This window comes from Kosakonia sp. MH5 (assembly GCF_009935945.1).
GTDB classification, from domain to species: domain Bacteria; phylum Pseudomonadota; class Gammaproteobacteria; order Enterobacterales; family Enterobacteriaceae; genus Kosakonia; species Kosakonia radicincitans.
The window spans coordinates 178,214-199,941 of the sequence record NZ_QODH01000005.1; the positions used below are offsets into that span (position 1 = coordinate 178,214).

The window sequence follows — 21,728 nt, forward strand, 5'->3', positions numbered from 1 at the left end:
GACTCATAGATATAAGGCAACTTTATGCAGTGGTTTGTTACTGCCAAAGAAACAGCAATTAGAAACCGGACCGCATACATACTATTTTTAATCAGAACATTCTGAGCTTATGGTTCGGAAATTATTAATAATTTAGAAGAAAACCCCCGCCTGATACCGTAATACACAAGGCTGTTATTTATCCATTGTGCCTATTACCCTTTCTGGATTAATCGAAAGCAGCCGTGATCCTGACGGTGAAGTTTGTCATCGTATAAGCGCTGTTTTGTGCGATTCTTCAAGCTAAATTTAAGTTAGCGATATTTAAAAATCATCGAAATAAATGGGTATTTTGAATTCCTTACATTCTCAGCTATTGCACTGGTCAAATTAACGCTCTATTATTAGCCCAACAAACCACCCCAATATAAGTTTGAGATTACTACAATGAGCGAAGCACTTAAAATTCTGAACAACATCCGTACTCTTCGTGCGCAGGCAAGAGAATGCACTCTGGAAACGCTCGAAGAAATGCTGGAAAAATTAGAAGTTGTGGTAAATGAACGTCGCGAGGAAGAAAGCGCCGCCGCAGCTGAAGTTGAAGAACGTACGCGTAAACTGCAGCAATACCGTGACATGCTGATGGCTGACGGTATTGACCCGAATGAATTGCTGAATAGTCTTTCTGCTGCTAAATCCGGCACAAAAGCTAAACGCGCAGCACGTCCGGCTAAATATAGCTACGTTGATGAAAACGGCGAAACTAAAACATGGACTGGCCAGGGTCGTACTCCTGCTGTTATCAAAAAAGCGATGGACGAACAAGGTAAACAACTCGATGATTTTCTGATCAACGAGTAATCAACCCGCTTCAAAAAAAATCCCGCCATCGGCGGGATTTTTTTTGATGAACCACACAATATCTTCACAAATATAGTGTATTGCCATCGCCGCTCCATACTTACCGCTTGCCTTTTGTTTAAATTCTCAGCATCACATTATTCTTTTTGTGCGCTTTGTTCTTACGAGAAGAAGTTAGCGGATGTTTCACCTGGAAACACAAAAATAAAAAGGCCGGAGATAATCAGTGCATTGCACTATTGTCTCCGGCCTTATTTGGGCAACAGGAAGAAGATTATGCTTTTCCGGCGCCTACAGTATCTTCTAGCCAGGTTTTAAATTCTGCCCCCAGCGAATTGTGACGGAGACCGTATTCTACGAACGCCTGCATATATCCCAGCTTATTACCACAATCGTGGCTTTTGCCTTTCATATGATAAGCTTCAACCGTTTCTTTTTCGATTAACATATCAATCGCATCGGTAAGCTGAATCTCATCACCGGCTCCCGGAGGCGTTTTCGCCAGCAGAGGCCAAATTTGCTCGCTCAGCACGTAACGACCTACCACGGCCAGATTGGACGGTGCAACGTCGGCTTTCGGTTTTTCCACCACGCCAACCATCGGCACGCTGTCGCCTGGATTTAACGTAGCGCCTTTGCAGTCAACAACACCATAGGCGGTCACATCGGCAACCGGCTCAACCATAATCTGACTGGCACCCGTTTCGTCAAAACGTTTAATCATTTCAGCCAGGTTATCCTGGGAAAGATCGGATTCAAATTCATCCAGAATCACGTCCGGAAGAATTACCGCAACTGGCTCATTGCCAACCACCGGATGCGCGCACAGTACCGCGTGCCCCAACCCTTTCGCCAACCCCTGACGAACCTGCATAATAGTGACATGAGGCGGGCAGATGGACTGAACTTCTTCCAGCAGTTGACGCTTAACACGTTTTTCCAGCATTGCTTCCAGTTCGAAACTGGTATCGAAATGGTTTTCAATAGAGTTTTTGGATGAATGTGTGACCAGAACGATTTCCGTAATACCTGCAGCGATACATTCATTAACGACATACTGAATTAATGGCTTATCCACCAGCGGCAACATTTCTTTAGGAATTGCCTTGGTCGCTGGTAACATCCTGGTTCCCAATCCCGCTACCGGGATTACTGCTTTAGTCACTTTCGAATTTATTGCAGCCATTGAAATCTCCTGGACTGTTCAAACTATGAACATGTTCATGAATTAACTCGCGCCTGAGTATATCAGCACCCACCCATCAACCAGGTCTGAAAAGGACGCGCTTACATCTAATTAGGACAAATACGCATATTCTGCGGCGATAGTACCACCCGTTTAATCCGACGGGTAAATGTATCTGCAATGGATGACGCGATCGCTCATTCCGCACTCAACATTAAGCGCAGCCTTCCTCCAGCGCCCCACACCTGACATTGCCAGGAGTCGCAACGCTGGCTCAACTGGTTAAGATAAGTATTACCCAATGTGCCAAGCGGAACACCGCTGCTAATTTGAATATGGTGATCGCCAGTATTTAACGATGCATTAAGTCCAGCTGAAACTAATATCAGGTTTTTAAGATCGCAGTGGTAATAGCCCACCAGCAGCGGAAATTGCCCCGGCAAATTCGCCTGGCGCAAAAGCTGATTCACCTGTTTAAGTAACGCTCCCATTTCAGGCAAACGCTGACGCTGATGCGACAGTTGCTCCTGCAGCAGGCCGTTAAATAACGCCCGCAATAATAGTGCAGCCAGTACGCCGTTATTGCCCGCACGGGTAACATCCAGGCAGTAAAACGCGAGATCCTGAGAAGAAATAGGCGCAATATCCAGTACCAGCCCTGGATTTTCCGCTGAAACTAACTGGCGATAATTTACCCGACACCCGGAAAGCACCTGCTGTACTGGCGGCTGAAGTTCCTGCAACAGATTGGCTGCCGCCTGCGGATTACCTACCAGCGCGTCCCAGTCCTGGAACAAGCGTTCCTCTTCTTCGACGCGTGAGTTAAACATATTGGGATAAATACAGGCGAAGATAGTTTCTTTAAGGCGGTTGAAATCTTTCACCGGTTTTAGCACCACGTCCTGCACACCAAGACGCAGCGCTTTAGCGATGTCAGCCATATTTTCTGTTGCGGAGATCACCAGCACCGGGGTCTGATCGCCCTGATTACGTAAGGATTCGATCAGCATCAAGCCATTCATGCGCGGCATCGCAAGATCGCAAATCATCAAATCAGGCTTATTTGTCGTCATCAACTCCAGAGCGTCCACGCCATCACCAGCCAGCAGCGTCGTCGCACCTAATGACAGAAGCCATGAATCCAGCAGCGAGCGGAAAACGGGCTCGTCTTCAACGATCAGTATTTGTTTTCCGGTTAACGGCTGCGTCATCTTTTCTCCCCTGCCTGACGATAGACTAATAGTGGCATGCTTCGCCAGGAATCGCCTGTCAGAATTTGCTGAACTCTTGTAAAAATAGTCACACTGATGTCCGCACCAGAGGCATCAATTCATCGATTTTCTTTTCAACCGCCAACTGACCAGCAGCAATGGCAACGTCCGCACGGTGAAAGTCTAGCGTCGATATTTGCGGGCAAACAGGCTGTAGCAAAATATCAGGGGGATCGCCTGCCATACGGTTGCGCTTAAGCCGGTTCTCCAGCACTTGAATAGAGGTACTCATGATCTCCATCGCAGTTGGCGCTGCCGGACGTTTGGGCGTAATGCGGCCCAGCCGCACGCGCAGACGCTCATGCCACGCTAACGTCGCTCCGACGGCGCTTTCTGTTTCATTTTGCGTGAGATTTAATGACATCAGATCCTGTTGCATCAAATGCGCATCGTGCTGTAAATCAACAGCAATCACGACATCCGCACCTAACGCACGGGTCAATGAAATGGGAACCGGGTTAACTACCGCACCATCAACCAGCCAGTAGCCATTATGCGCGACCGGCGACATAAGGCCAGGCATACTACAGGAAGCACGTACTGCATGATGCAGATTGCCGCTGGTGAACCAGAGTTCACGCCCGGTACTCAGGTTAGTCGCCACTGCGCCAAATCGCTTTTCGCACTGGCTGAATTCAGTAAACGGTAAAATCTGGCGATATTGATTGAATACGCGTTCTCCACGGAGCAAACCGCCGCGCTGCCATGAGACATCCATCAACCGCAGCACATCCCAGTAGCTAAAGGCTCGCACCCACGATTCCAGCGCCGACAGTCGCCCACAGGAATACGCCGCACCTACCAGAGATCCGATGGAACACCCTGCCACAATATCGATCTCAATGCCGGCACGTTCCAGGGCATTAATGACACCAATATGCGACCAGCCCCGGGCTGCGCCTGAACCGAGCGCCAGTCCTATTTTTATCGTTCTCATTACGCTTGTTCTACTTCCCCCGGCTTACTGTAGCCACAACGCTACGGCTCAGTTAACATATTGCTACCCTGGCGCAAACGCGCCGCTTTTATTGTTCCTGGAATGCTATTTTGTCTCAATCTTGCCCATGCGGTAGCGCTCTCGATTATAGCCTATGTTGTCAGCCTTATCTGTCTGGTACGCAGGTTGCGCCGGATCCGTCACGCCTGATGCGCTCGCGTTACACCGCTTTTGTTCTTCATCAGACCGAATACCTGATCAAAACCTGGCATCCCTCTTGCGAAGCTCATGCGTTCCGACAGCAAATTGAAGCCGGTTTTGCCGATACACACTGGCTGGGTCTGACAGTATTTGAGCATGCTGATGCCGTTAATGACAACGAAGGCTATGTCAGTTTTGCGGCACGCTTTCAGGAAAAGGGTAAAAGCGGCGCGATAATCGAACGTTCCCGATTCTTAAAGGAGAACGGCCAGTGGTATTATATTGACGGTACGCGTCCTCAGTTTGGCCGTAACGATCCCTGCCCTTGCGGGTCAGGTAAAAAATTCAAAAAGTGCTGCGGGCAATAAGCCGGGCATCACCTTATAGCAAACATTATCAACAGGATTTACCCGGCAATGCATTCATTACAACGTAAAATTTTGCGCACCATTTGCCCTGACCAGAAAGGCCTTATCGCGCGGATCACTAACATTTGTTACAAGCACGAACTGAACATTGTGCAAAACAATGAGTTCGTTGATCACCGCACCGGACGCTTTTTTATGCGTACCGAGCTGGAAGGTATTTTTAATGACGCCACGCTGTTAGCCGATCTTGATAGTGCGCTGCCGGAAGGCTCCATTCGCGAGCTGAACCCTGCTGGTCGTCGCCGCGTGGTCATTCTGGTGACAAAAGAGGCGCATTGCCTCGGCGATCTGCTGATGAAAGCCAACTATGGCGGGCTGGATGTGGAGATTGCCGCCGTTATTGGTAACCATGATACGCTGCGTTCCCTGGTAGAGCGCTTCGATATTCCGTTCGAACTGGTCAGCCATGAAGGGCTGACGCGTGAAGCGCACGATGCACTGATGGTGCAGGCGATTGAAGCCCACCAACCCGATTACGTGGTGCTGGCGAAATACATGCGAGTGTTGACTCCGGAGTTTGTTTCCCGCTTCCCGAACAAAATCATCAATATTCACCACTCGTTCCTGCCCGCCTTTATCGGTGCCCGTCCTTATCATCAGGCTTATGAGCGCGGCGTGAAGATCATCGGTGCAACTGCTCACTATGTGAATGACAATCTGGACGAAGGCCCAATCATTATGCAGGACGTCATTCATGTGGATCACACCTATACAGCAGAAGATATGATGCGCGCCGGTCGTGACGTCGAGAAAAATGTGCTGAGCCGTGCGCTGTACCAGGTTCTGGCGCAACGCGTATTTGTATACGGTAACCGGACGATTATTCTTTAATCATTAATAAAATGAATTGCCTGCGTTTACGCCATTACGTGCAAAAAGCAGGCAACCGATTCAGTTTTGGTATTTCAACGCTTTACAGCGGCGCGTCATTTGATATGATGCGCCGCGCTTCCCGAGATGGAAGCAGGCCAGTACGAAACTAGCTTTACCCCGTGGTGGGGTTCCCGAGCGGCCAAAGGGAGCAGACTGTAAATCTGCCGTCATCGACTTCGAAGGTTCGAATCCTTCCCCCACCACCATCTACTGCACATGCATCAACAATAAGTATTACCCCTGGTGGGGTTCCCGAGCGGCCAAAGGGAGCAGACTGTAAATCTGCCGTCATCGACTTCGAAGGTTCGAATCCTTCCCCCACCACCATCTTCAAAAACGCTTTCCCAGCTTTTATCCAGTTCAATACCCGCATATTTTGCCGATCGGGGAAGGTCGAGAACCTTCGATTAAGGTTCGACTCGAGCAACGCGAGAGCGCGTTGCCGCAGGCAACGACCCGAAGGGTGAGGCGCTTTAGCGCCGAGTAATCCTTCCCCCACCACCATCTTCAAAAACACTTTCCCAGCTTTTATCCAGTTCAATACCCGCATATTTTGCCGATCGGGGAAGGTCGAGAATCTTCGATTAAGGTTCGACTCGAGCAACGCGAGAGCGCGTTGCCGCAGGCAACGACCCGAAGGGTGAGGCGCTTTAGCGCCGAATAATCCTTCCCCCACCACCATTTAGATTGGCGGTAACCGCCGTTTAACCGGTGAACTCTTCACTATTGACGTATTACATTGCGCATACTCGGAAATCGTGTCGAGCAGTGCATCCAGTTGCTCGATAGAGTGCACAACCAACCGCATAACGAAACAGTCTTCTCCGGTGACCTTGTCATTTTCTATACACTCGGGCAACGCCTGAATCAGCTTATCCACTTTCTGCAGCATCCCGGGCAATGGCCTGACACGTACCAGCGCCTGTATGCGATAATCCAGCGCCGCGAGATTTACCCGCGCGCCATATCCCTCTATTACGCCCCGCTCCTCCAGCCGTTTAACCCGTTCCGCCGTGCTGGGTGAAGTGAGCCCTACGCGTGCGCTAAGCACTTTTAACGACTGGCGTGCATCTTCCGCCAGAGAGGCAAGAATGGCGCGGTCGATGTCATCAATAATGTAATCCATAATTTTCACCTAATTTATAAAGGCATTAACAATATCTTACCTTATATCCTCTCTGTAAAGCTGGCCGCTGATTTTCGACAATAAGCGCATCAACTTCAGGAGGTAATCGATGAAAACTATTCCAGAGGGTGCCTGGCAAATGAGCCTGGCGATGCTGATTTCCGGATCGATTGGTGCATTTGTCCTGCTCAGCGGGATGGCGGTGATTGATGTGGTTTTCTGGCGCTGCCTGATAGGCGCATTTACCCTTTTTCTGTTTATCCGCTTCAGCAAACAACCGCTGCGCCGCATCCCCCGCACAATATTACTTCTGGCCATTGCCGGGGGAGTTGCGCTGGTCATTAACTGGTTGCTGCTGTTCGCCGCTTACAGCCGAATTTCAATGGGGCTGGCGACAGTGGTCTACAACACGCAACCCTTTATGCTGGTGCTGATGAGTATGTTGCTCGGCGAACGCGTCACGCTGACAAAATGGGGATGGTTGCTGCTGGCCTTTTCCGGCGTGGTGCTATTGCTGCTTAGCGAACTGCGCCATCCGAACGCGCAATGGCTGAGCGGGATGGCGATGGCGTTAGGCGCCGCGTTTTTCTATGCCCTGACGGCAATGGTTGCCCGCCGTTTGCGTCAGTTACCGCCGCAACATATTGCTCTGATCCAGGTACTGACCGGCGTAGTGATGCTGCTGCCGCTGGCGCATATTTCAGCCCCTGCCCAGCCTTTTTCATGGGCCATGGTATTGACGCTGGGGATCCTGCATACCGGCGTAATGTATCAGTTGCTTTATAGCGCGATTCAGAAATTACCCACGCCGTTAATTGGTTCCCTGTCGTTTATTTATCCGCTGGTTGCGATTGTTATTGATAACCTGCTGTTTGGCCATTCGCTCAGTCTCGTGCAAATGGCAGGTGGTGTGCTCATTCTGCTGGCGGCCGCAGGGAATAATCTTGGCTGGGGTGAGCGTCGAAATGCCCCGGCGACACTCACCTCACGCTAATAAAAAACCCCGCAACGCGGGGTTTTTTCATTAGCGACGAGCGCGAACGATCTGGTATTTCCGCGTCAGATACTCCACCGGCGCGCTCCAGATATGCACCAGGCGGGAGAACGGGAACAGCACAAACAGCGTCATTCCCAGCACTAAATGCATGCGGTAAATAAAGGCAACACCGTCAAGATGCGCAGAGGCTCCACCATGGAAAGTAACCACAGCCTGCGCCCAGCCGACCAGTTTCATCATTTCGCTGCCATCCATATGCTGAGCAGAGAACGGAATAGTCAATAAGCCCAGCGTACACTGCACCATCAGCAGCACCATGATCAGGATATCTGCCGTAGTCGACGTCGCGCGGATGCGCGGATTGAACAGGCGGCGTTTCAGCAGCAGCAAACCACCCACCAGGCACATCACACCGCTGGCACCGCCGCCAATCATCGCCATCTTCTGTTTCACTTCGATCGGCAGGAATGATTCATACATCCAGTGCGGCGTCAGCATCCCGAGAAAATGGCCCGCGAAGATACCCAGAATACCCAGGTGGAACAGGTTCGAGGCGAGGTTCATCCCTTTGCGATCCAGCATCTGGCTGGAGCCTGCGCGCCAGCTGTATTGCCCATAGTCATAACGCAGCCAGCTACCAATCAGGAAAATCGCACCGGCCAGATAGGGATAGATGTCAAAGAAGAACATATTAAGGAAGTGCATTAGCGCTCTCCTCCTGTTGTGATATTCAGATATTGCGGTGCGACAGCCCCGGCAAATCGGCGCTGATGAGCAGTAATGTCAGAGTCGCCGCAGCCCTGTTCAGCAAAGAATTTCACCTGCTCCTCTTCCCACACGGCATCCAGCGCCTGCGGCGTATCGTCGCGCGCTTCAGCGGCAATTTTTTCCGCCACTTGCGCGTTATCCACCGCCGTTTTGCTCAGCGAAAGCAGTGCCTCAAACAGCATGGCGTAATGGCTTTCACGCTGCTGCAAACGCGCCTGTAACAGCGCCAGGATCGGCGCGATATCCTGCAAACCGCCAATCGCTTCCGCCGGGGGAAGCTGCGCCAGATACTCCAGGTAGAGCGGCAGATGATCCGGCAATTCGCGGCTGTCGAGCAGCAAACCGTGGCGCTCATACTGCGCCAGCAGATCGACCATCGCCTGGCCGCGATCGCGGGATTCGCCATGGACATGTTCAAACAGCAGCAACGACGTTGCGCGACCGCGATCAAACAGCTCGCTGTAAGTGGACTGCGCGTCCAGCAGATCCTGCGCCGTTAAATCGCGTAAAAAGATCCCGACCTGCTGCGCATCGGCTTTCGCCAGATTTTCGCCGGAGGCCAGCGCATCAAACAGCTCCTGCTGATGCTGCCACAAGGCAGCATCCGGGTACTCCAGCAAACGGGAAATAACCACCAGTTCAATCATGGGTGCGGCTCCGTTTTAACTGTGACATCCACCGCATCAATGCGGCGACTGTTGAACAGGTTGAATTTGCTGTCTGAACCGTGGCAACCATCGCCAAAGCTGAAGCCACAACCGCTTTTCTCCGGGAACGCTTCACGCGCCAGCTCGCGATGGCTGGACGGCACAACGAAACGGTCTTCGTAGTTGGCGATTGCCAGGTAACGATACATCTCCTGCGCCTGCTCTTTCGACAGCCCGACTTCTTCCAGCGCGCGGGTATCTTCGATGCCTTCAACCGTTTCTGCACGTTTAAAGTGGCGCATCGCCAGCATGCGTTTCAGCGCCAGCAGCACCGGTTCGGTGTCTCCGGCCGTCAACAGGTTCGCCAGGTACTGCACCGGAATGCGCAGGCTCTCGACGTTCGGCAGAATGCCATTGCTGCCCAGTTCCCCCGCATCCGCTGCGGACTGGATCGGCGACAGAGGCGGTACGTACCACACCATCGGCAGCGTGCGATATTCCGGATGCAGCGGCAGCGCCAGTTTCCAGTCCATCGCCATTTTGTAGACCGGTGATTTCTGCGCCGCGTCAATCACGCTTTGCGGCACGCCATCGGCCAGCGCCTGCGCGATCACCGCCGGATCATGCGGATCGAGGAACACATCAAGCTGGCGCTGGTACAGGTCTTTTTCGCTTTCGGTGCTGGCGGCGTTTTCAATCGCATCCGCGTCATACAGCAGCACGCCAAGATAACGAATACGCCCAACGCAGGTTTCCGAACAAACGGTCGGCATACCCGCTTCAATACGCGGATAACAGAAAATGCACTTCTCGGATTTGCCGCTCTTCCAGTTGAAGTAGATTTTTTTGTACGGGCAACCGGTGACGCACATACGCCAGCCGCGACATTTATCCTGATCGATTAGCACAATGCCGTCTTCTTCACGTTTGTAGATCGCGCCGCTCGGACAGGTCGCAACGCACGCCGGGTTCAGGCAGTGCTCGCACAGACGCGGCAAATACATCATGAAGGTGTTTTCGAACTGGCCGTACATCGCTTTTTGCAGGTTGGCGAAGTTCTGGTCTTTGCTCAACTTATCAAACTCACCGCCCAGATCGTCTTCCCAGTTCGGACCGGCGGTGATTTTGTTCATCCGCTGGCCAGTAATCAACGAGCGCGGACGTGCAATCGGCTGATGTTTGCTTTCCGGCGCGTTATGCAGGCGCTGATAGTCGAAATCGAACGGCTCGTAATAATCATCAATCTCCGGCAGATGCGGGTTGGCGAAGATCTTACCGAGCAGCAGCGCACGGTTGCCCATACGCGGTTGCAGTTTGCCGTTGATTTTGCGGATCCAGCCGCCCTTCCATTTTTCCTGGTTTTCCCAGTCGGTCGGGAAACCGGTGCCCGGCTTGGTTTCAACGTTATTGAACCACGCGTATTCCACGCCTTCACGGCTGGTCCAGACGTTTTTACAGGTCACAGAACAGGTATGACAGCCGATGCATTTATCGAGGTTCAGCACCATGCCGACTTGTGAACGAATTTTCATTTTGCGCTCTCCTGTACCTGGTCATTGCCTTCGCCATCCAACCAGTTGATATTTTTCATCTTACGCACCACCACAAACTCATCGCGGTTGGAACCCACTGTCCCGTAATAGTTGAAGCCATAAGCCAGCTGGGCATAGCCGCCGATCATATGCGTCGGTTTCGGGGTAATACGGGTGACCGAGTTATGGATACCGCCGCGCTGCCCGGTAATTTCTGACCCCGGCAGGTTCACGATACGTTCCTGCGCGTGGTACATCATGGTCATACCGGATGGCACACGCTGGCTCACCACCGCGCGCGCTGTCAGCGCACCGTTGCTGTTGAACACTTCGATCCAGTCGTTATCCGCAATACCCATCTCTTTGGCATCAACATCGCTGAGCCATACCACCGGGCCGCCGCGACCCAGCGTCAGCATCAGCAAGTTATCGCTGTAAGTGGAGTGAATGCCCCATTTCTGGTGCGGCGTCAGGAAGTTGAGCGCTTTTTCCTTGTAACCATTAGGTTTCACGCCCATCACCTCTTTCACCGAACGGGTGTCAATCGGCGGACGGTACACCAGCAGGCTTTCGCCGAAGTCGCGCATCCATTGATGATCCTGATACAACTGCTGGCGGCCGGAGAGCGTACGCCATGGGATCAGCTCATGTACGTTGGTATAACCCGCGTTGTAAGAGACATGCTCATCTTCGAGGCCGGACCAGGTCGGGCTGGAGATAATTTTGCGCGGCTGCGCCTGGATATCGCGGAAACGAATCTTTTCGTCTTCTTTATTCAGCGCCAGGTGCGTATGGTCGCGACCGGTAAATTCACTGAGCGCTGCCCACGCTTTCACGGCCACGTTGCCATTGGTTTCCGGTGCCAGCGTCAGGATCATCTCTGCCGCATCAATCGCCGTATTCAACATCGGCTGGCCTTTCGCCGGGCCATCCGCTTTGGTGTAGTTGAGCTTACGCAGCAGATCCATTTCGCTCTGGGTATTCCAGGCGATACCTTTGCCGCCGTTACCGATTTTTTCCATTAACGGGCCAATCGAGGTAAAGCGTTCATAGGTTGCCGGATAATCACGTTCGACCGGAATGATATGCGGCGCGGTTTTACCCGGGATTAGATCGCATTCGCCTTTTTTCCAGTCCTGCACGCCCAGCGGCTGCGCCAGCTCTGCGGCAGAATCGTGCTGGATCGGCAGCGTCACCACGTCCGTCTCTTTGCCCAGGTGACCGACGCACAGCGCGGAAAAAGATTTGGCGATACCTTTGTATATCTCCCAGTCGCTTTTGGATTCCCACGCCGGATCGACAGCGGCTGAAAGCGGATGAATAAACGGATGCATATCCGAGGTATTCATATCGTCTTTTTCATACCAGGTTGCCGTTGGCAGCACGATATCGGAATAGAGGCAGGTGCTCGACAGGCGGAAATCCAGCGTCACCACCAGATCCAGTTTGCCGTCGAGGCCGTTATCACGCCATTCCACCTCTTCCGGCTTCACGCCGCCCTGCTTGCCAAGATCTTTGCCCTGAATACCGTGTTCGGTGCCCAGCAAATACTTGAGCATAAACTCATGACCTTTACCGGAAGAACCGAGCAGGTTGGAGCGCCAGATAAAGAGGTTACGCGGATGGTTTTTACCGTTTTCCGGCTGTTCCGCCGCAAAGCGCAAAGAACCTTCTTTCAGGGATTTCACCGTGTAATCCACGGCGCTCATCCCGGCTTTTTCCGCTTCAGCGGCGATGCGCAGCGGGTTCGTGCCTAACTGCGGGGCAGACGGCAACCAGCCCATGCGTTCAGCACGCACGTTAAAATCGATCAGATGGCCGGTATAGCGGGATTTATCCGCCAGCGGCGACAGGAATTCCTGTGCTGTTACCGTCTCATAACGCCACTGGCTGGAGTGATTATAGAAATAAGAGGTGCTGTTCATATGGCGCGCCGGACGCTGCCAGTCGAGAGCAAACGCCAGCGGCTGCCAGCCGGTTTGTGGACGCAGTTTTTCCTGGCCAACATAGTGTGCCCAGCCGCCGCCGCTCTGCCCAACGCAGCCGCAGAAGATCAGCATGTTGATAATGCCGCGATAGTTCATATCGAGGTGATACCAGTGGTTCATCCCGGCACCGATAATCACCATCGAACGTCCATGGGTTTTATCGGCGTTATCAGCGAACTCGCGGGCGATGCGGATAATTTGCGCCTGCGACACACCGGTGATTTTCTCTGCCCACGCCGGAGTATAGGCTTTAATTTCGTCGTAACGGGTCGCGCAGTTTTCATCATCCAGACCGCGATCCAGACCGTAGTTGGCGAGCGTCAGATCGTAGACGGTCGCCACCCGCGCGGTAGAACCATCTGCCAGTTGAATGCGTTTTACCGGCAGTTTGTGCAGCAGGATATTCTCCAGCGAAACGCCGCTAACATGCTCGCTGCTTTCGCCGCCGAAATACGGAAAACCAACCTGCGCCACATCGTCGTGTTTACCGAGCAGGCTCAGATTCAACTCTACGTCAGCGCCATTGCCGCCGTCGCGTTGTTCAAGGTTCCATTTCCCTTTCTCACCCCAGCGGAAACCAATGGAGCCGTTCGGCGCAACCAGGTTGCCATCGTTATCAAGGGCGACGGTTTTCCATTCCGGGTTATTTTGCTGGCCCAGCGCATCCACCAGATCGGCGGCGCGCAACATACGTCCTGCGGCGTAATAACCGTCGCGCTCCTCGAGCATCACCAGCATCGGCATGTCGGTATAGCGACGCACATAATCGGTGAAATACTGGCTCGGTTTGTCCAGATGGAATTCACGCAGCATGACATGGCCCATTGCCAGCGCCATCGCGGCATCGGTGCCCTGTTTCGGCGCCAGCCACAAATCGCACAGCTTGGCGATTTCAGCGTAATCCGGCGTTACAGCAACGGTTTTGGTGCCTTTGTAACGAACTTCGGTAAAGAAGTGCGCATCCGGAGTACGGGTTTGCGGCACGTTAGAACCCCAGGCGATGATGTAGCTGGAGTTGTACCAGTCAGCGGATTCCGGTACGTCAGTCTGTTCGCCCCAGGTTTGCGGCGAGGCTGGCGGTAAATCGCAGTACCAGTCGTAGAAGCTGAGGCAGGTGCCGCCGAGCAATGAAAGGTAACGCGCACCGGAAGCATAAGAGACCATCGACATCGCCGGGATCGGCGAAAAGCCTGCCACGCGGTCCGGGCCGTAGGTTTTAACGGTATAAACGTTGGATGCCGCAATCAGCTCGTTCACTTCCTGCCAGGAAGAACGCACAAAACCACCGCGGCCGCGCGCCTGTTTAAAGCTTTTCGCTTTATCGGCATCTTCAATGATGGAAGCCCAGGCATTCACCGGATCGGCATGTTGCGCTTTCGCTTCACGCCACAGTTTAATCAGGCGTTTACGCATCAGCGGATATTTCAGGCGGTTAGCGCTGTAGAGATACCAGGAGTAACTCGCGCCACGCGGGCAACCACGCGGTTCATGGTTAGGCATATCCGGGCGAGTGCGCGGGTAGTCTGTCTGTTGGGTTTCCCATGTGACCAGCCCGTTTTTAACAAAGATCTGCCAGCTACAGGAACCAGTACAGTTCACGCCGTGGGTAGAGCGAACGATTTTGTCGTGCTGCCAGCGGCTACGGTATCCATCCTCCCAGTCCCGGTTGGTGTTTAAGAACTGGCCGTGCCCGTCGGCAAAGGTTTCGCCTTTCTGTTTGAAGTAGCGAAACCGGTCCAGGAATTTACTCATCGGGGTTCTCCTGTTGGAGCCTGTATGGCTCTCTTGCTAAATCGACATTGCTGCATTTGCCGCGACGGTAACCCTCGCAAAGACAAAGAGAATTGATGGCGATCAAGCCCTCAGGGCTTCACAAAAGCAGCAAAAAAGAGAATTACTCCCAAAGGGTTAGTAATTTCTGTTTTTTAATCGACTGATAAATAAGAGTTTTTATGAAAGAAGTGCAGAATTGTCTCTACTTTTCCAGAGTGCCAGGTATTAAGGGGTAGATGTCCTGGTTGACCCCTTGCGCACGAAAGCTCCCGTAGCAGGCTGAAGTAAATTGAATAGTATGTTGTAACTATATTCTGAATAAAAAAAAGCGCGGCTTTCACCGCGCAAGATAATCAACAAGTTTTCATTTTATTGTTTTTTACGCCCGTATATCGCCCAGGTGATCACAACGCAGGCAATATAGAACACGAGAAATACTTTCATTGCGCCAGCCGGAGAGCCGGTTAATGCCAGTGAAGTCCCAAACGCTTTCGGAATGAAAAAGCCGCCAATCGCACCAATTGCGGAGATAAACCCAAGCGCCGCTGCCGTTTCTGTCGCCGCTTCACGCATGGCTTCACTCTCGTTGCCGCCGCGTTTTTGGACGCGTTCCATGGTCATTTTGCGGAAAATAACCGAGATCATCTGGAAAGTAGAACCACTGCCGAGACCCGCCGTCAGGAACAGCACCAGGAAGACGCAGAAAAAGGCAATAAAGTTACCGCCAGTCCCTTCTGTGGGTAAGGTCAGGAACAGCGCCGCGCTGAAAATGGCCATCACCACAAAGTTCACCAGCGTGACTCGCGTGCCGCCGAGGCGATCGGAGATCGCGCCGCCAGCCGAACGCGCCAGCGCGCCAATCAATGGGCCGAAGAAAGCAAAATGCAGGATCTGTACATCCGGAAACTGCGTTTTCGACAGCATGGCGAAACCGGCTGAAAAACCGATAAACGAGCCGAAGGTTGCCAGATAGAGGAAGCTCATGATCCACAAGTGGCTGCGTTTCAGTACCGGCAATTGCGCGCGCAGTGAGGCCTTAGAGGTCGCCAGTTCGTTCATGCCGAACCAGGCCGCCAGCGTAAAGAAGGCCAGCAGCGGAACCCAGACCCAGGCCGCGTTTTCCAGATACAGAATTGAGCCGTCCGGCTGAGCCGCGCCCGCACCACCAAAAGCGGCAAAAATGGAAAAAGAGACGGCCAGCGGCGCAATCAATTGCATCACGCTGACGCCCAGATTGCCCAACCCACCGTTGATCCCCAGCGCGCCGCCCTGCTTCTGTTTCGGGAAGAAGAAGCTGATGTTCGCCATGCTGGAAGCAAAGTTTGCTCCGGCGAAACCGCACAGCAGCGAGATAATAATAAACGTACTAAAAGACGTGGTCGGATCCTGCACGGCAAAACCGAGCCATACACAAGGAATAATCAAAATCCCGGTACTGAAGGCCGTCCAGCGACGACCGCCGAACACCGGTACCATAAAAGAGTACGGAACACGGAGCAGCGCGCCGGAAACAGAGGGCAGCGCCGTCAGCATAAAGAGCTGGTCGGTGGTAAACTTGAAGCCCACTTTTGGCAGGTTAACAGCGACGGCGCTGAACAGCATCCAGACGCAAAACGCCAGAAGCAGGCAAGGAACGGAAATCCACAAGTTACGGCTTGCAATCGCATGTCCCTGCTGTTGCCAGAAAACCGGATCTTCCGGGCGCCATTCGGTAATAACCCGTGATGACGAACCTTTTTCCGGGATGGATGAGTGCTGCATATACACCTCTGTTGATCGGTTTGATGCCTGCCACCATAGTTTTTGCAGCGCCAGGTAAGTTGATATAAATCAAAGGAAAAGCAGCGCTTTCTACGCCCGAAAATTCACCATGCTCATTAGTGAGTAGGCATAACATACAAAAAAGGTGTGGTTTTTCACGGCCATCGCCGCTACCGCGCAGATTGTTCCCACGTTGGTCGACACGCTGGCAATAAAGAGGTAATCCTTTAGAGGTATGGGTATACCCCAGGCGATAGCTGACAATACCGCCACCCGCAGCGCATGCGGTCAAGGAGCTTTCATCACTTATGCTAAAACGCCTCTTTTCTCCTATTTCGCTGGTTAACCAACTGGCGCTGCTGATGTTGCTGTCCACCGTTATCGGCGTGGCAGGCATGGCGATCTCCGGCTGGCTGGTACAGGGCGTTCAGGGCAGCGCGCACGCTATCAATAAAGCCGGTTCTCTGCGCATGCAGAGCTATCGCCTGCTGTCAGCGATTCCGCTGCACGAAGACAAGCAGTATCTGTTTGATGAAATGGAACATACCGCATTCAGCCCGGAGCTGGCGCTGGCCGCGCAGCGTGATGGCCAACAGGCGCAGCTTGCCGGGCTACAAAACTACTGGCACAGCATTGTGATTCCCGCCATCCGCCAGGCGCAACAACCCAGTGAAGCCGCAGACATTATCGCCATCTTCGTTGGCAGGATTGATAAACTGGTGACGTCGTTCGATCGCAGCACAGAACAGCGGATTGAACAGGTCATCATCATGCAACATCTGATGGCGCTGTTGATGGCTCTGCTGCTGCTGTTTGCCGTCATCTGGCTGCGTTCAAAACTGCTGCGCCCGTGGCACCAACTGCTGCAAATGGCGCGCGCCGTCAGCCAGCGTGACTTTACCCGCCGCGCCTCGATTAGCGGACGCAATGAAATGGCAACACTTGGTGAGGCGTTGAATAACATGTCCGCTGAGCTGGCGGAAAGTTACGCGGTGCTTGAGCAGCGCGTCAAAGAGAAGACTGCCGGGCTCGAGCAGAAAAACCAGATCCTGTCGTTTTTATGGCAGGCTAACCACCGTCTGCACTCGCGCATTCCGCTATGCGAACGCCTTTCACCGGTGCTTAATGGCTTGCAGGATTTAACCCTGCTGCACGATATCGAACTGCGCGTCTACGATACAGAAGATGAGAACAACCATCAGGAATTTACCTGCCAGTCGGATGCCAGCTGCGATGATAAAGGCTGCCATTTGTGCCCGCGCGGTGTCACAACGCCGCATCCAGGTTCTGGTTCCACGTTAAAATGGCGGCTGGCGGATGCCCATATGCAGTACGGTTTGCTGCTGGCGCAATTGCCTCCAGGCCGGCATTTAAGCCATGACCAGCAGCAACTGGTTGATACGCTGGTGGAACAAATAACCGCGACGCTGGCGCTCGACAGACACCAGGACAAACAGCAGCAGCTCCTGGTAATGGAAGAACGCGCCACCATTGCCCGTGAACTGCACGATTCAATCGCGCAATCCCTCTCCTGTATGAAGATGCAGGTCAGTTGCCTGCAAATGCAGGGAGATGCGTTACCGCAGAACAGCCAGCAGTTGCTGGGCCAGATCCGTAACGAGCTGAATACCTCCTGGGCGCAGTTACGCGAATTGCTGACCACCTTCCGCTTACAATTAACCGAGCCGGGGCTGCGCCCGGCGCTGGAAGCCAGTTGCCAGGAGTACAGCGATCGTTTCGGTTTCCAGGTGCGGCTCGACTATCAGCTTACCCCTCGCCTGGTGCCGCCGCATCAGGCGATCCATCTGTTGCAAATTGCCCGCGAAGCGCTGAGCAATGCACTGAAACACTCCGGCGCAACCGCGGTCAGCGTCGCCGTAGAACAGCAAGAAAACCGGGTGATACTGCGCGTTAGCGATAATGGGCGCGGTATTCAGGTCAATGCTGAAAGGACAAATCATTATGGATTGATCATTATGCGTGACCGCGCGCAAAGCCTGCACGGCGATTGCCAGGTACGCCCCGTTGCCTCCGGCGGGACGGAGGTTATCGTTACGTTCATCCCTGAGACGTTTCTCTCACCCATGCAAGGAGATACCCATGAGTAACCCGCAACCGGCCACTATTTTGCTGATCGACGACCATCCGATGCTGCGAACCGGTGTGAAGCAGTTGATCGGCATGGCGCCCGACATCACCGTGGTCGGCGAAGCCAGCAACGGCGAGCAAGGGATTGAACTGGCGGATGCGCTCGATCCAGACCTGATACTGCTGGATCTCAATATGCCTGGCATGAACGGCCTGGAAACGCTCGATAAACTGCGCGAGAAATCGCTTTCCGGCCGGGTGGTGGTCTTCAGCGTTTCCAACCACGAAGAAGATGTGGTGACCGCACTGAAACGCGGCGCGGATGGCTACCTGTTGAAAGATATGGAGCCGGAAGATTTGCTGAAAGCGTTGCAGCAAGCAGCCGCGGGAGAGATGGTACTCAGCGAAGCGCTCACCCCGGTGCTGGCAGCAAGCCTGCGCGCCAATCGCGCGACCAGCGATCGCGACATCAGCCAGCTCACCCCACGCGAGCGCGATATTCTCAAGCTGATTGCGCAGGGCTTGCCGAATAAAATGATTGCCCGCCGTCTCGATATCACCGAGAGCACGGTCAAAGTCCACGTTAAACATATGCTGAAGAAAATGAAGCTGAAATCCCGCGTTGAAGCCGCGGTGTGGGTTCATCAGGAACGCATTTTCTGATCGTTACGGGGCTGGCAGCGACCAGCCTGCGTTAGCGTTATCGTCCGTCATCGGCGGTACCACCGGCTCGGTCAGTTTCAGTTCAATGGTATTTGACGCCACGCGTTGCCCTTTGTCATCTTCCACCAGCGCGGTGAGCGTCCAGTGATTGCTCGCCCCTTCATCGCTATCCCAGCGCGGCATAATCAGCGTCCAGCCATCGGCACTGCGGCCATTCGCTGGCGGCGTCAGGCTAAGCGCCTGCGTATCGCCCTGCCAGCTAATCGAACGCACGCCATGCGTACTGTTGATTTGCAGCTTCAGCGCCACGGTTTCGCCAGGCTGTAAATCCCACGGCGGCGTAGCGAGAAACACCGACAACGTTTTGCGCTGACGATACTCATACACCGGGGTACTGTTGCGCGTTGGGCTGTCGTAACGGCTGCCACGCAGCGAACGGCTGGCGGCCACTTCGCTGGCTGAAAGTTGCTTCCACAACGGAACGCCAAAGCGGTAGTTGAGCTTCAGACCTAAGTCATTCTGGCTCAGACCGCTTTCGCCCTGGCGGTGTTCGGCGGTCAGCGTTACCAGTGGAACCGGGGTATAGTTGAGGCCCACTTTCACCGCTACCGGATTGTGATAACCGGTGCCGGTATCAAACAGATCCACATTCTCACCGAAGTATTGTTCGACGCTAAGGCTGGTATTGAGCTGCTGCCAGAACGGCAATCGCGCCTGCGCCGTCACGTCGTAGCCCCGCGCCATCCGCTGTTGCTGCGTGGCGGTTTGATAATTCCAGCTACTCACAGGCTGGTAGTAGTTGGCGGAGAAACGCAGATACTCCCCCCACGCCTCGGCGCCTAACCCGGCGCGGCTATAGTTGTCATCCAGCAGCGTGTCGTAAAAAGTGTTATAGCCGAGCAACCAGTCGCCTGCTATCCAGCGCTGACCGAGCCCGACATTGCCCACCAGCCCCTGGTCCTGTTGCGTCACCCCGAGCTGCCCCCAACTGAGGTAGCGGTTATTATCCTGCAGAGGCACAAACCAGTCGCCGTGGCTGCCGGTAAAACTGCCCTCGTTATCGACCTTAAAATCGATATTGGCGCTGCCCCAGGGCGACAGCCAGGATTCCACTTTCTGGTTCACCTCATCGCTCACCACATCCCGCAATTGCCCGAAGGCAAACTGGCGCGCCTGCTCTCCCGCAGTTAGCCCGTTATCCGTCATGCTGGCTTCACCGAAGGCTTTGACCATTTCCGCGACGTGTTTTTCCTGCGCGCCATTTTCTGGCGCCATGCCGAGATCCGGCAAACCATCGCCGTCATTATCGAAGGGGTTTTCCGCTTGCTGAACGAAGCTATTTTGTGCGGCATCGACAACATCGCCCGCCAGCAGCAATATCAGGAGAGATGAGACCTTATAATTCATAACACCGTACAGCACTTTGCTGATAATAATCCGCCCAGTTTTGTTGACATGAACCAGTAAGTTTAACGGTTTTGCCTCTGCTGTGCAGGGAGCGGCAAAATACCAGGAAAATCCTTACCCACCCGCTGCGGTGCAACTACAGTTAATGCACCAATGCTGAAAGAGAATCGCCATGAATTGTAAACTGCGCGGAGCGCTCTGTAGCGCGCTGCTGTTGTACGGCGTACAGGTAGACGCCAATGAACTGTTTAACCTGCAATCCCCGGCTTTCGCCGACAATGCGTTGATGGAGAAAAAATTCGCCGGTAACGCCAGCAATAATCCCAACTGTACCGGTGAAAATCAGTCCCCCGCACTGGTGTGGAGTAACCCGCCAGCCAATACAAAAAGTTTTGCCCTGCTGGTTCACGATCCGGAAGGCGCGAACGGGCTGGGGGTGACGCATCTGGTGGCTTACAATATTTCGCCGTCAACGACCGGTTTTGCGCCAAACGATCTGCGCGACGGCAAACATTATACCGGCGGGAAAAATAGCCCCGGTAATCTGCGCTGGCATGGCCCCTGCCCACCGCCTGGCAGCGGCGCGCACCATTACACCTTCACGCTGATTGCCACTTCACTGCCACCAACATTGCCGGAAGGGCTAACCCGCGAGGCGCTGTTAGATAAACTCAAAGGACACGCGCTGGCCGCCAGCGGATTGATCGGCCGCTTCGGACAATAATTTCCTGGTAAACCACTGATTCTGCGCCGTCGTCCTTTCACCGGGGACGGCGGCGCAGTAGCATAAGCCCCGTCCGCACAATGTTATCGAAGGAGTGAAAATGCAAAAGATCGTCATTGTCGCCACCGGCGCGGCTTATGGTAGCGAATCGCTGTTCAGTAGTTTGCGGCTGGCAATCGCCCTCTGCGAAGAAGAAAGCGCGAAGCAGTTGAAAGTGTTTTTAATGTCCGACGCGGTTACGGCTGGTCTGCGCGGGCAAAACCCGGCGGAAGGTTATAACCTGCAACAGATGCTGGAAATTTTGACCGCCCAGGGCGTGGTGGTGAAATTATGCAAAACCTGCACCGATGGACGCGGTATCACCGCCCTGCCGCTGGCAGATGGCGTGGAAATCGGCACGTTGGTGGAACTGGCGCACTGGACGGTGGCCGCGGATAAGGTATTAACTTTTTAATACCTCCGCGAGTTCAATACAATTTTCTTATGAATGACGTTCCGTCATCAAGTTTGCCTGTTGT

General features: G+C 53.6%; 18 protein-coding genes, 2 tRNA genes and 2 other RNA genes. 12 read left to right on the forward strand and 10 right to left on the reverse strand.

Annotated elements, in window-relative coordinates; genetic code table 11:
* Positions 1-426 precede the first annotated feature (426 nt).
* A complete protein-coding gene (gene hns, locus DK872_RS15320) occupies positions 427-840 on the forward strand; it encodes a histone-like nucleoid-structuring protein H-NS (protein ID WP_035885502.1) in 414 nt (137 codons plus the stop codon).
* A gap of 274 nt (positions 841-1,114) precedes the next feature.
* Here hns and galU read toward each other — a convergent pair whose 3' ends face one another.
* From galU to rssA, 3 genes are all read right to left on the reverse strand, one after another.
* Positions 1,115-2,026, reverse strand: coding sequence for a UTP--glucose-1-phosphate uridylyltransferase GalU (galU, locus tag DK872_RS15325; RefSeq protein WP_035885501.1), 912 nt, complete (start codon positions 2,024-2,026; stop codon positions 1,115-1,117).
* Positions 2,027-2,223: 197 nt separating this feature from the next.
* Positions 2,224-3,237: a two-component system response regulator RssB gene (gene rssB / locus DK872_RS15330; RefSeq protein ID WP_072439828.1), complete on the reverse strand. Its 1,014-nt coding sequence runs from the start codon at positions 3,235-3,237 to the stop codon at positions 2,224-2,226.
* 88 nt (positions 3,238-3,325) lie between these two features.
* A complete protein-coding gene (gene rssA, locus DK872_RS15335) occupies positions 3,326-4,234 on the reverse strand; it encodes a patatin-like phospholipase RssA (RefSeq protein WP_007371885.1) in 909 nt (302 codons plus the stop codon).
* A gap of 110 nt (positions 4,235-4,344) precedes the next feature.
* Here rssA and DK872_RS15340 point away from each other — a divergent pair, with 110 nt between their 5' ends.
* The 6 genes from DK872_RS15340 (at position 4,345) to DK872_RS15365 (ending at position 6,417) form a co-directional block, all read left to right on the forward strand.
* Complete coding sequence (locus tag DK872_RS15340) at positions 4,345-4,803, forward strand: YchJ family protein (protein WP_071920890.1); 459 nt, start codon at positions 4,345-4,347, stop codon at positions 4,801-4,803.
* Between the two features lie 48 nt (positions 4,804-4,851).
* A complete protein-coding gene (gene purU / locus DK872_RS15345; protein ID WP_007371883.1) occupies positions 4,852-5,694 on the forward strand; it encodes a formyltetrahydrofolate deformylase in 843 nt (280 codons plus the stop codon).
* A gap of 163 nt (positions 5,695-5,857) precedes the next feature.
* Positions 5,858-5,942 (forward strand) — tRNA-Tyr (locus DK872_RS15350).
* A gap of 36 nt (positions 5,943-5,978) precedes the next feature.
* A tRNA-Tyr gene (locus tag DK872_RS15355) sits at positions 5,979-6,063 on the forward strand.
* Positions 6,064-6,108: 45 nt separating this feature from the next.
* Positions 6,109-6,240, forward strand: a non-coding RNA gene (locus tag DK872_RS15360) — RtT sRNA.
* A gap of 45 nt (positions 6,241-6,285) precedes the next feature.
* A non-coding RNA gene (locus tag DK872_RS15365) (RtT sRNA) lies at positions 6,286-6,417 on the forward strand.
* A 1-nt stretch (position 6,418) separates the two neighbouring features.
* On the opposite strand, the gene DK872_RS15370 is transcribed toward DK872_RS15365, so the two are convergent.
* A complete protein-coding gene (locus tag DK872_RS15370; RefSeq protein ID WP_007371882.1) occupies positions 6,419-6,862 on the reverse strand; it encodes an Lrp/AsnC family transcriptional regulator in 444 nt (147 codons plus the stop codon).
* Positions 6,863-6,971: 109 nt separating this feature from the next.
* Here DK872_RS15370 and DK872_RS15375 point away from each other — a divergent pair, with 109 nt between their 5' ends.
* Positions 6,972-7,856: a DMT family transporter gene (locus tag DK872_RS15375; RefSeq protein WP_007371881.1), complete on the forward strand. Its 885-nt coding sequence runs from the start codon at positions 6,972-6,974 to the stop codon at positions 7,854-7,856.
* A 30-nt stretch (positions 7,857-7,886) separates the two neighbouring features.
* Here DK872_RS15375 and narI read toward each other — a convergent pair whose 3' ends face one another.
* From narI to DK872_RS15400, 5 genes are all read right to left on the reverse strand, one after another.
* Positions 7,887-8,564: a respiratory nitrate reductase subunit gamma gene (gene narI, locus DK872_RS15380; RefSeq protein WP_035889823.1), complete on the reverse strand. Its 678-nt coding sequence runs from the start codon at positions 8,562-8,564 to the stop codon at positions 7,887-7,889.
* Positions 8,564-9,274 (reverse strand): nitrate reductase molybdenum cofactor assembly chaperone, encoded by a 711-nt coding sequence (narJ, locus tag DK872_RS15385; RefSeq protein ID WP_035889826.1) that lies wholly within the window; start codon positions 9,272-9,274, stop codon positions 8,564-8,566. Before narJ ends, narI begins: the two co-directional genes overlap by 1 nt.
* Positions 9,271-10,806: a nitrate reductase subunit beta gene (narH, locus tag DK872_RS15390; protein ID WP_007371878.1), complete on the reverse strand. Its 1,536-nt coding sequence runs from the start codon at positions 10,804-10,806 to the stop codon at positions 9,271-9,273. The genes narJ and narH overlap by 4 nt, the downstream gene beginning before the upstream one ends.
* Positions 10,803-14,546: a nitrate reductase subunit alpha gene (locus DK872_RS15395; RefSeq protein WP_071920891.1), complete on the reverse strand. Its 3,744-nt coding sequence runs from the start codon at positions 14,544-14,546 to the stop codon at positions 10,803-10,805. The genes narH and DK872_RS15395 overlap by 4 nt, the downstream gene beginning before the upstream one ends.
* A gap of 390 nt (positions 14,547-14,936) precedes the next feature.
* Positions 14,937-16,328, reverse strand: a complete 1,392-nt coding sequence (locus DK872_RS15400) for a NarK family nitrate/nitrite MFS transporter (protein ID WP_035889829.1) — start codon at positions 16,326-16,328, stop codon at positions 14,937-14,939.
* A gap of 308 nt (positions 16,329-16,636) precedes the next feature.
* On the opposite strand from DK872_RS15400, the gene narX reads away from it, so the two are divergent.
* Both narX and narL read left to right on the forward strand, forming a co-directional pair.
* A complete protein-coding gene (narX, locus tag DK872_RS15405; RefSeq protein WP_107146700.1) occupies positions 16,637-18,436 on the forward strand; it encodes a nitrate/nitrite two-component system sensor histidine kinase NarX in 1,800 nt (599 codons plus the stop codon).
* The gene (narL, locus tag DK872_RS15410) at positions 18,429-19,079 is read left to right on the forward strand and encodes a two-component system response regulator NarL (protein ID WP_035889835.1); all 651 of its coding nucleotides are present in this window, start codon (positions 18,429-18,431) and stop codon (positions 19,077-19,079) included. Before narX ends, narL begins: the two co-directional genes overlap by 8 nt.
* A 3-nt stretch (positions 19,080-19,082) precedes the next feature.
* On the opposite strand, the gene DK872_RS15415 is transcribed toward narL, so the two are convergent.
* On the reverse strand, positions 19,083-20,486 hold the full coding sequence (locus DK872_RS15415; protein ID WP_090396735.1) for a YchO/YchP family invasin: 1,404 nt from the start codon (positions 20,484-20,486) through the stop codon (positions 19,083-19,085).
* 172 nt (positions 20,487-20,658) lie between these two features.
* Between DK872_RS15415 and DK872_RS15420 the strand changes: the two genes are divergently transcribed.
* Both DK872_RS15420 and DK872_RS15425 read left to right on the forward strand, forming a co-directional pair.
* Positions 20,659-21,210 (forward strand): YbhB/YbcL family Raf kinase inhibitor-like protein, encoded by a 552-nt coding sequence (locus DK872_RS15420; protein WP_071920893.1) that lies wholly within the window; start codon positions 20,659-20,661, stop codon positions 21,208-21,210.
* Positions 21,211-21,310: 100 nt separating this feature from the next.
* Entirely contained in the window at positions 21,311-21,664 is a 354-nt protein-coding gene (locus DK872_RS15425; RefSeq protein ID WP_007371869.1) for a DsrE/DsrF/TusD sulfur relay family protein, read from the forward strand.
* Positions 21,665-21,728 lie beyond the last annotated feature (64 nt).

Bases quoted from the DNA above. Each gene is read 5' to 3' on its own strand.
- DK872_RS15375 (WP_007371881.1), top strand. From the start codon at position 6,972: ATGAAAACTATTCCAGAGGGTGCCTGGCAAATGAGCCTGGCGATGCTG.
- rssA (WP_007371885.1), bottom strand. From the start codon at position 4,234: ATGAGAACGATAAAAATAGGACTGGCGCTCGGTTCAGGCGCAGCCCGG.
- narH (WP_007371878.1), bottom strand. From the start codon at position 10,806: ATGAAAATTCGTTCACAAGTCGGCATGGTGCTGAACCTCGATAAATGC.
- galU (WP_035885501.1), bottom strand. From the start codon at position 2,026: ATGGCTGCAATAAATTCGAAAGTGACTAAAGCAGTAATCCCGGTAGCG.
- narI (WP_035889823.1), bottom strand. From the start codon at position 8,564: ATGCACTTCCTTAATATGTTCTTCTTTGACATCTATCCCTATCTGGCC.
- hns (WP_035885502.1), top strand. From the start codon at position 427: ATGAGCGAAGCACTTAAAATTCTGAACAACATCCGTACTCTTCGTGCG.
- DK872_RS15415 (WP_090396735.1), bottom strand. From the start codon at position 20,486: ATGAATTATAAGGTCTCATCTCTCCTGATATTGCTGCTGGCGGGCGAT.
- narL (WP_035889835.1), top strand. From the start codon at position 18,429: ATGAGTAACCCGCAACCGGCCACTATTTTGCTGATCGACGACCATCCG.
- DK872_RS15370 (WP_007371882.1), bottom strand. From the start codon at position 6,862: ATGGATTACATTATTGATGACATCGACCGCGCCATTCTTGCCTCTCTG.
- narJ (WP_035889826.1), bottom strand. From the start codon at position 9,274: ATGATTGAACTGGTGGTTATTTCCCGTTTGCTGGAGTACCCGGATGCT.
- purU (WP_007371883.1), top strand. From the start codon at position 4,852: ATGCATTCATTACAACGTAAAATTTTGCGCACCATTTGCCCTGACCAG.
- DK872_RS15420 (WP_071920893.1), top strand. From the start codon at position 20,659: ATGAATTGTAAACTGCGCGGAGCGCTCTGTAGCGCGCTGCTGTTGTAC.
- rssB (WP_072439828.1), bottom strand. From the start codon at position 3,237: ATGACGCAGCCGTTAACCGGAAAACAAATACTGATCGTTGAAGACGAG.
- narX (WP_107146700.1), top strand. From the start codon at position 16,637: ATGCTAAAACGCCTCTTTTCTCCTATTTCGCTGGTTAACCAACTGGCG.
- DK872_RS15425 (WP_007371869.1), top strand. From the start codon at position 21,311: ATGCAAAAGATCGTCATTGTCGCCACCGGCGCGGCTTATGGTAGCGAA.
- DK872_RS15400 (WP_035889829.1), bottom strand. From the start codon at position 16,328: ATGCAGCACTCATCCATCCCGGAAAAAGGTTCGTCATCACGGGTTATT.
- DK872_RS15395 (WP_071920891.1), bottom strand. From the start codon at position 14,546: ATGAGTAAATTCCTGGACCGGTTTCGCTACTTCAAACAGAAAGGCGAA.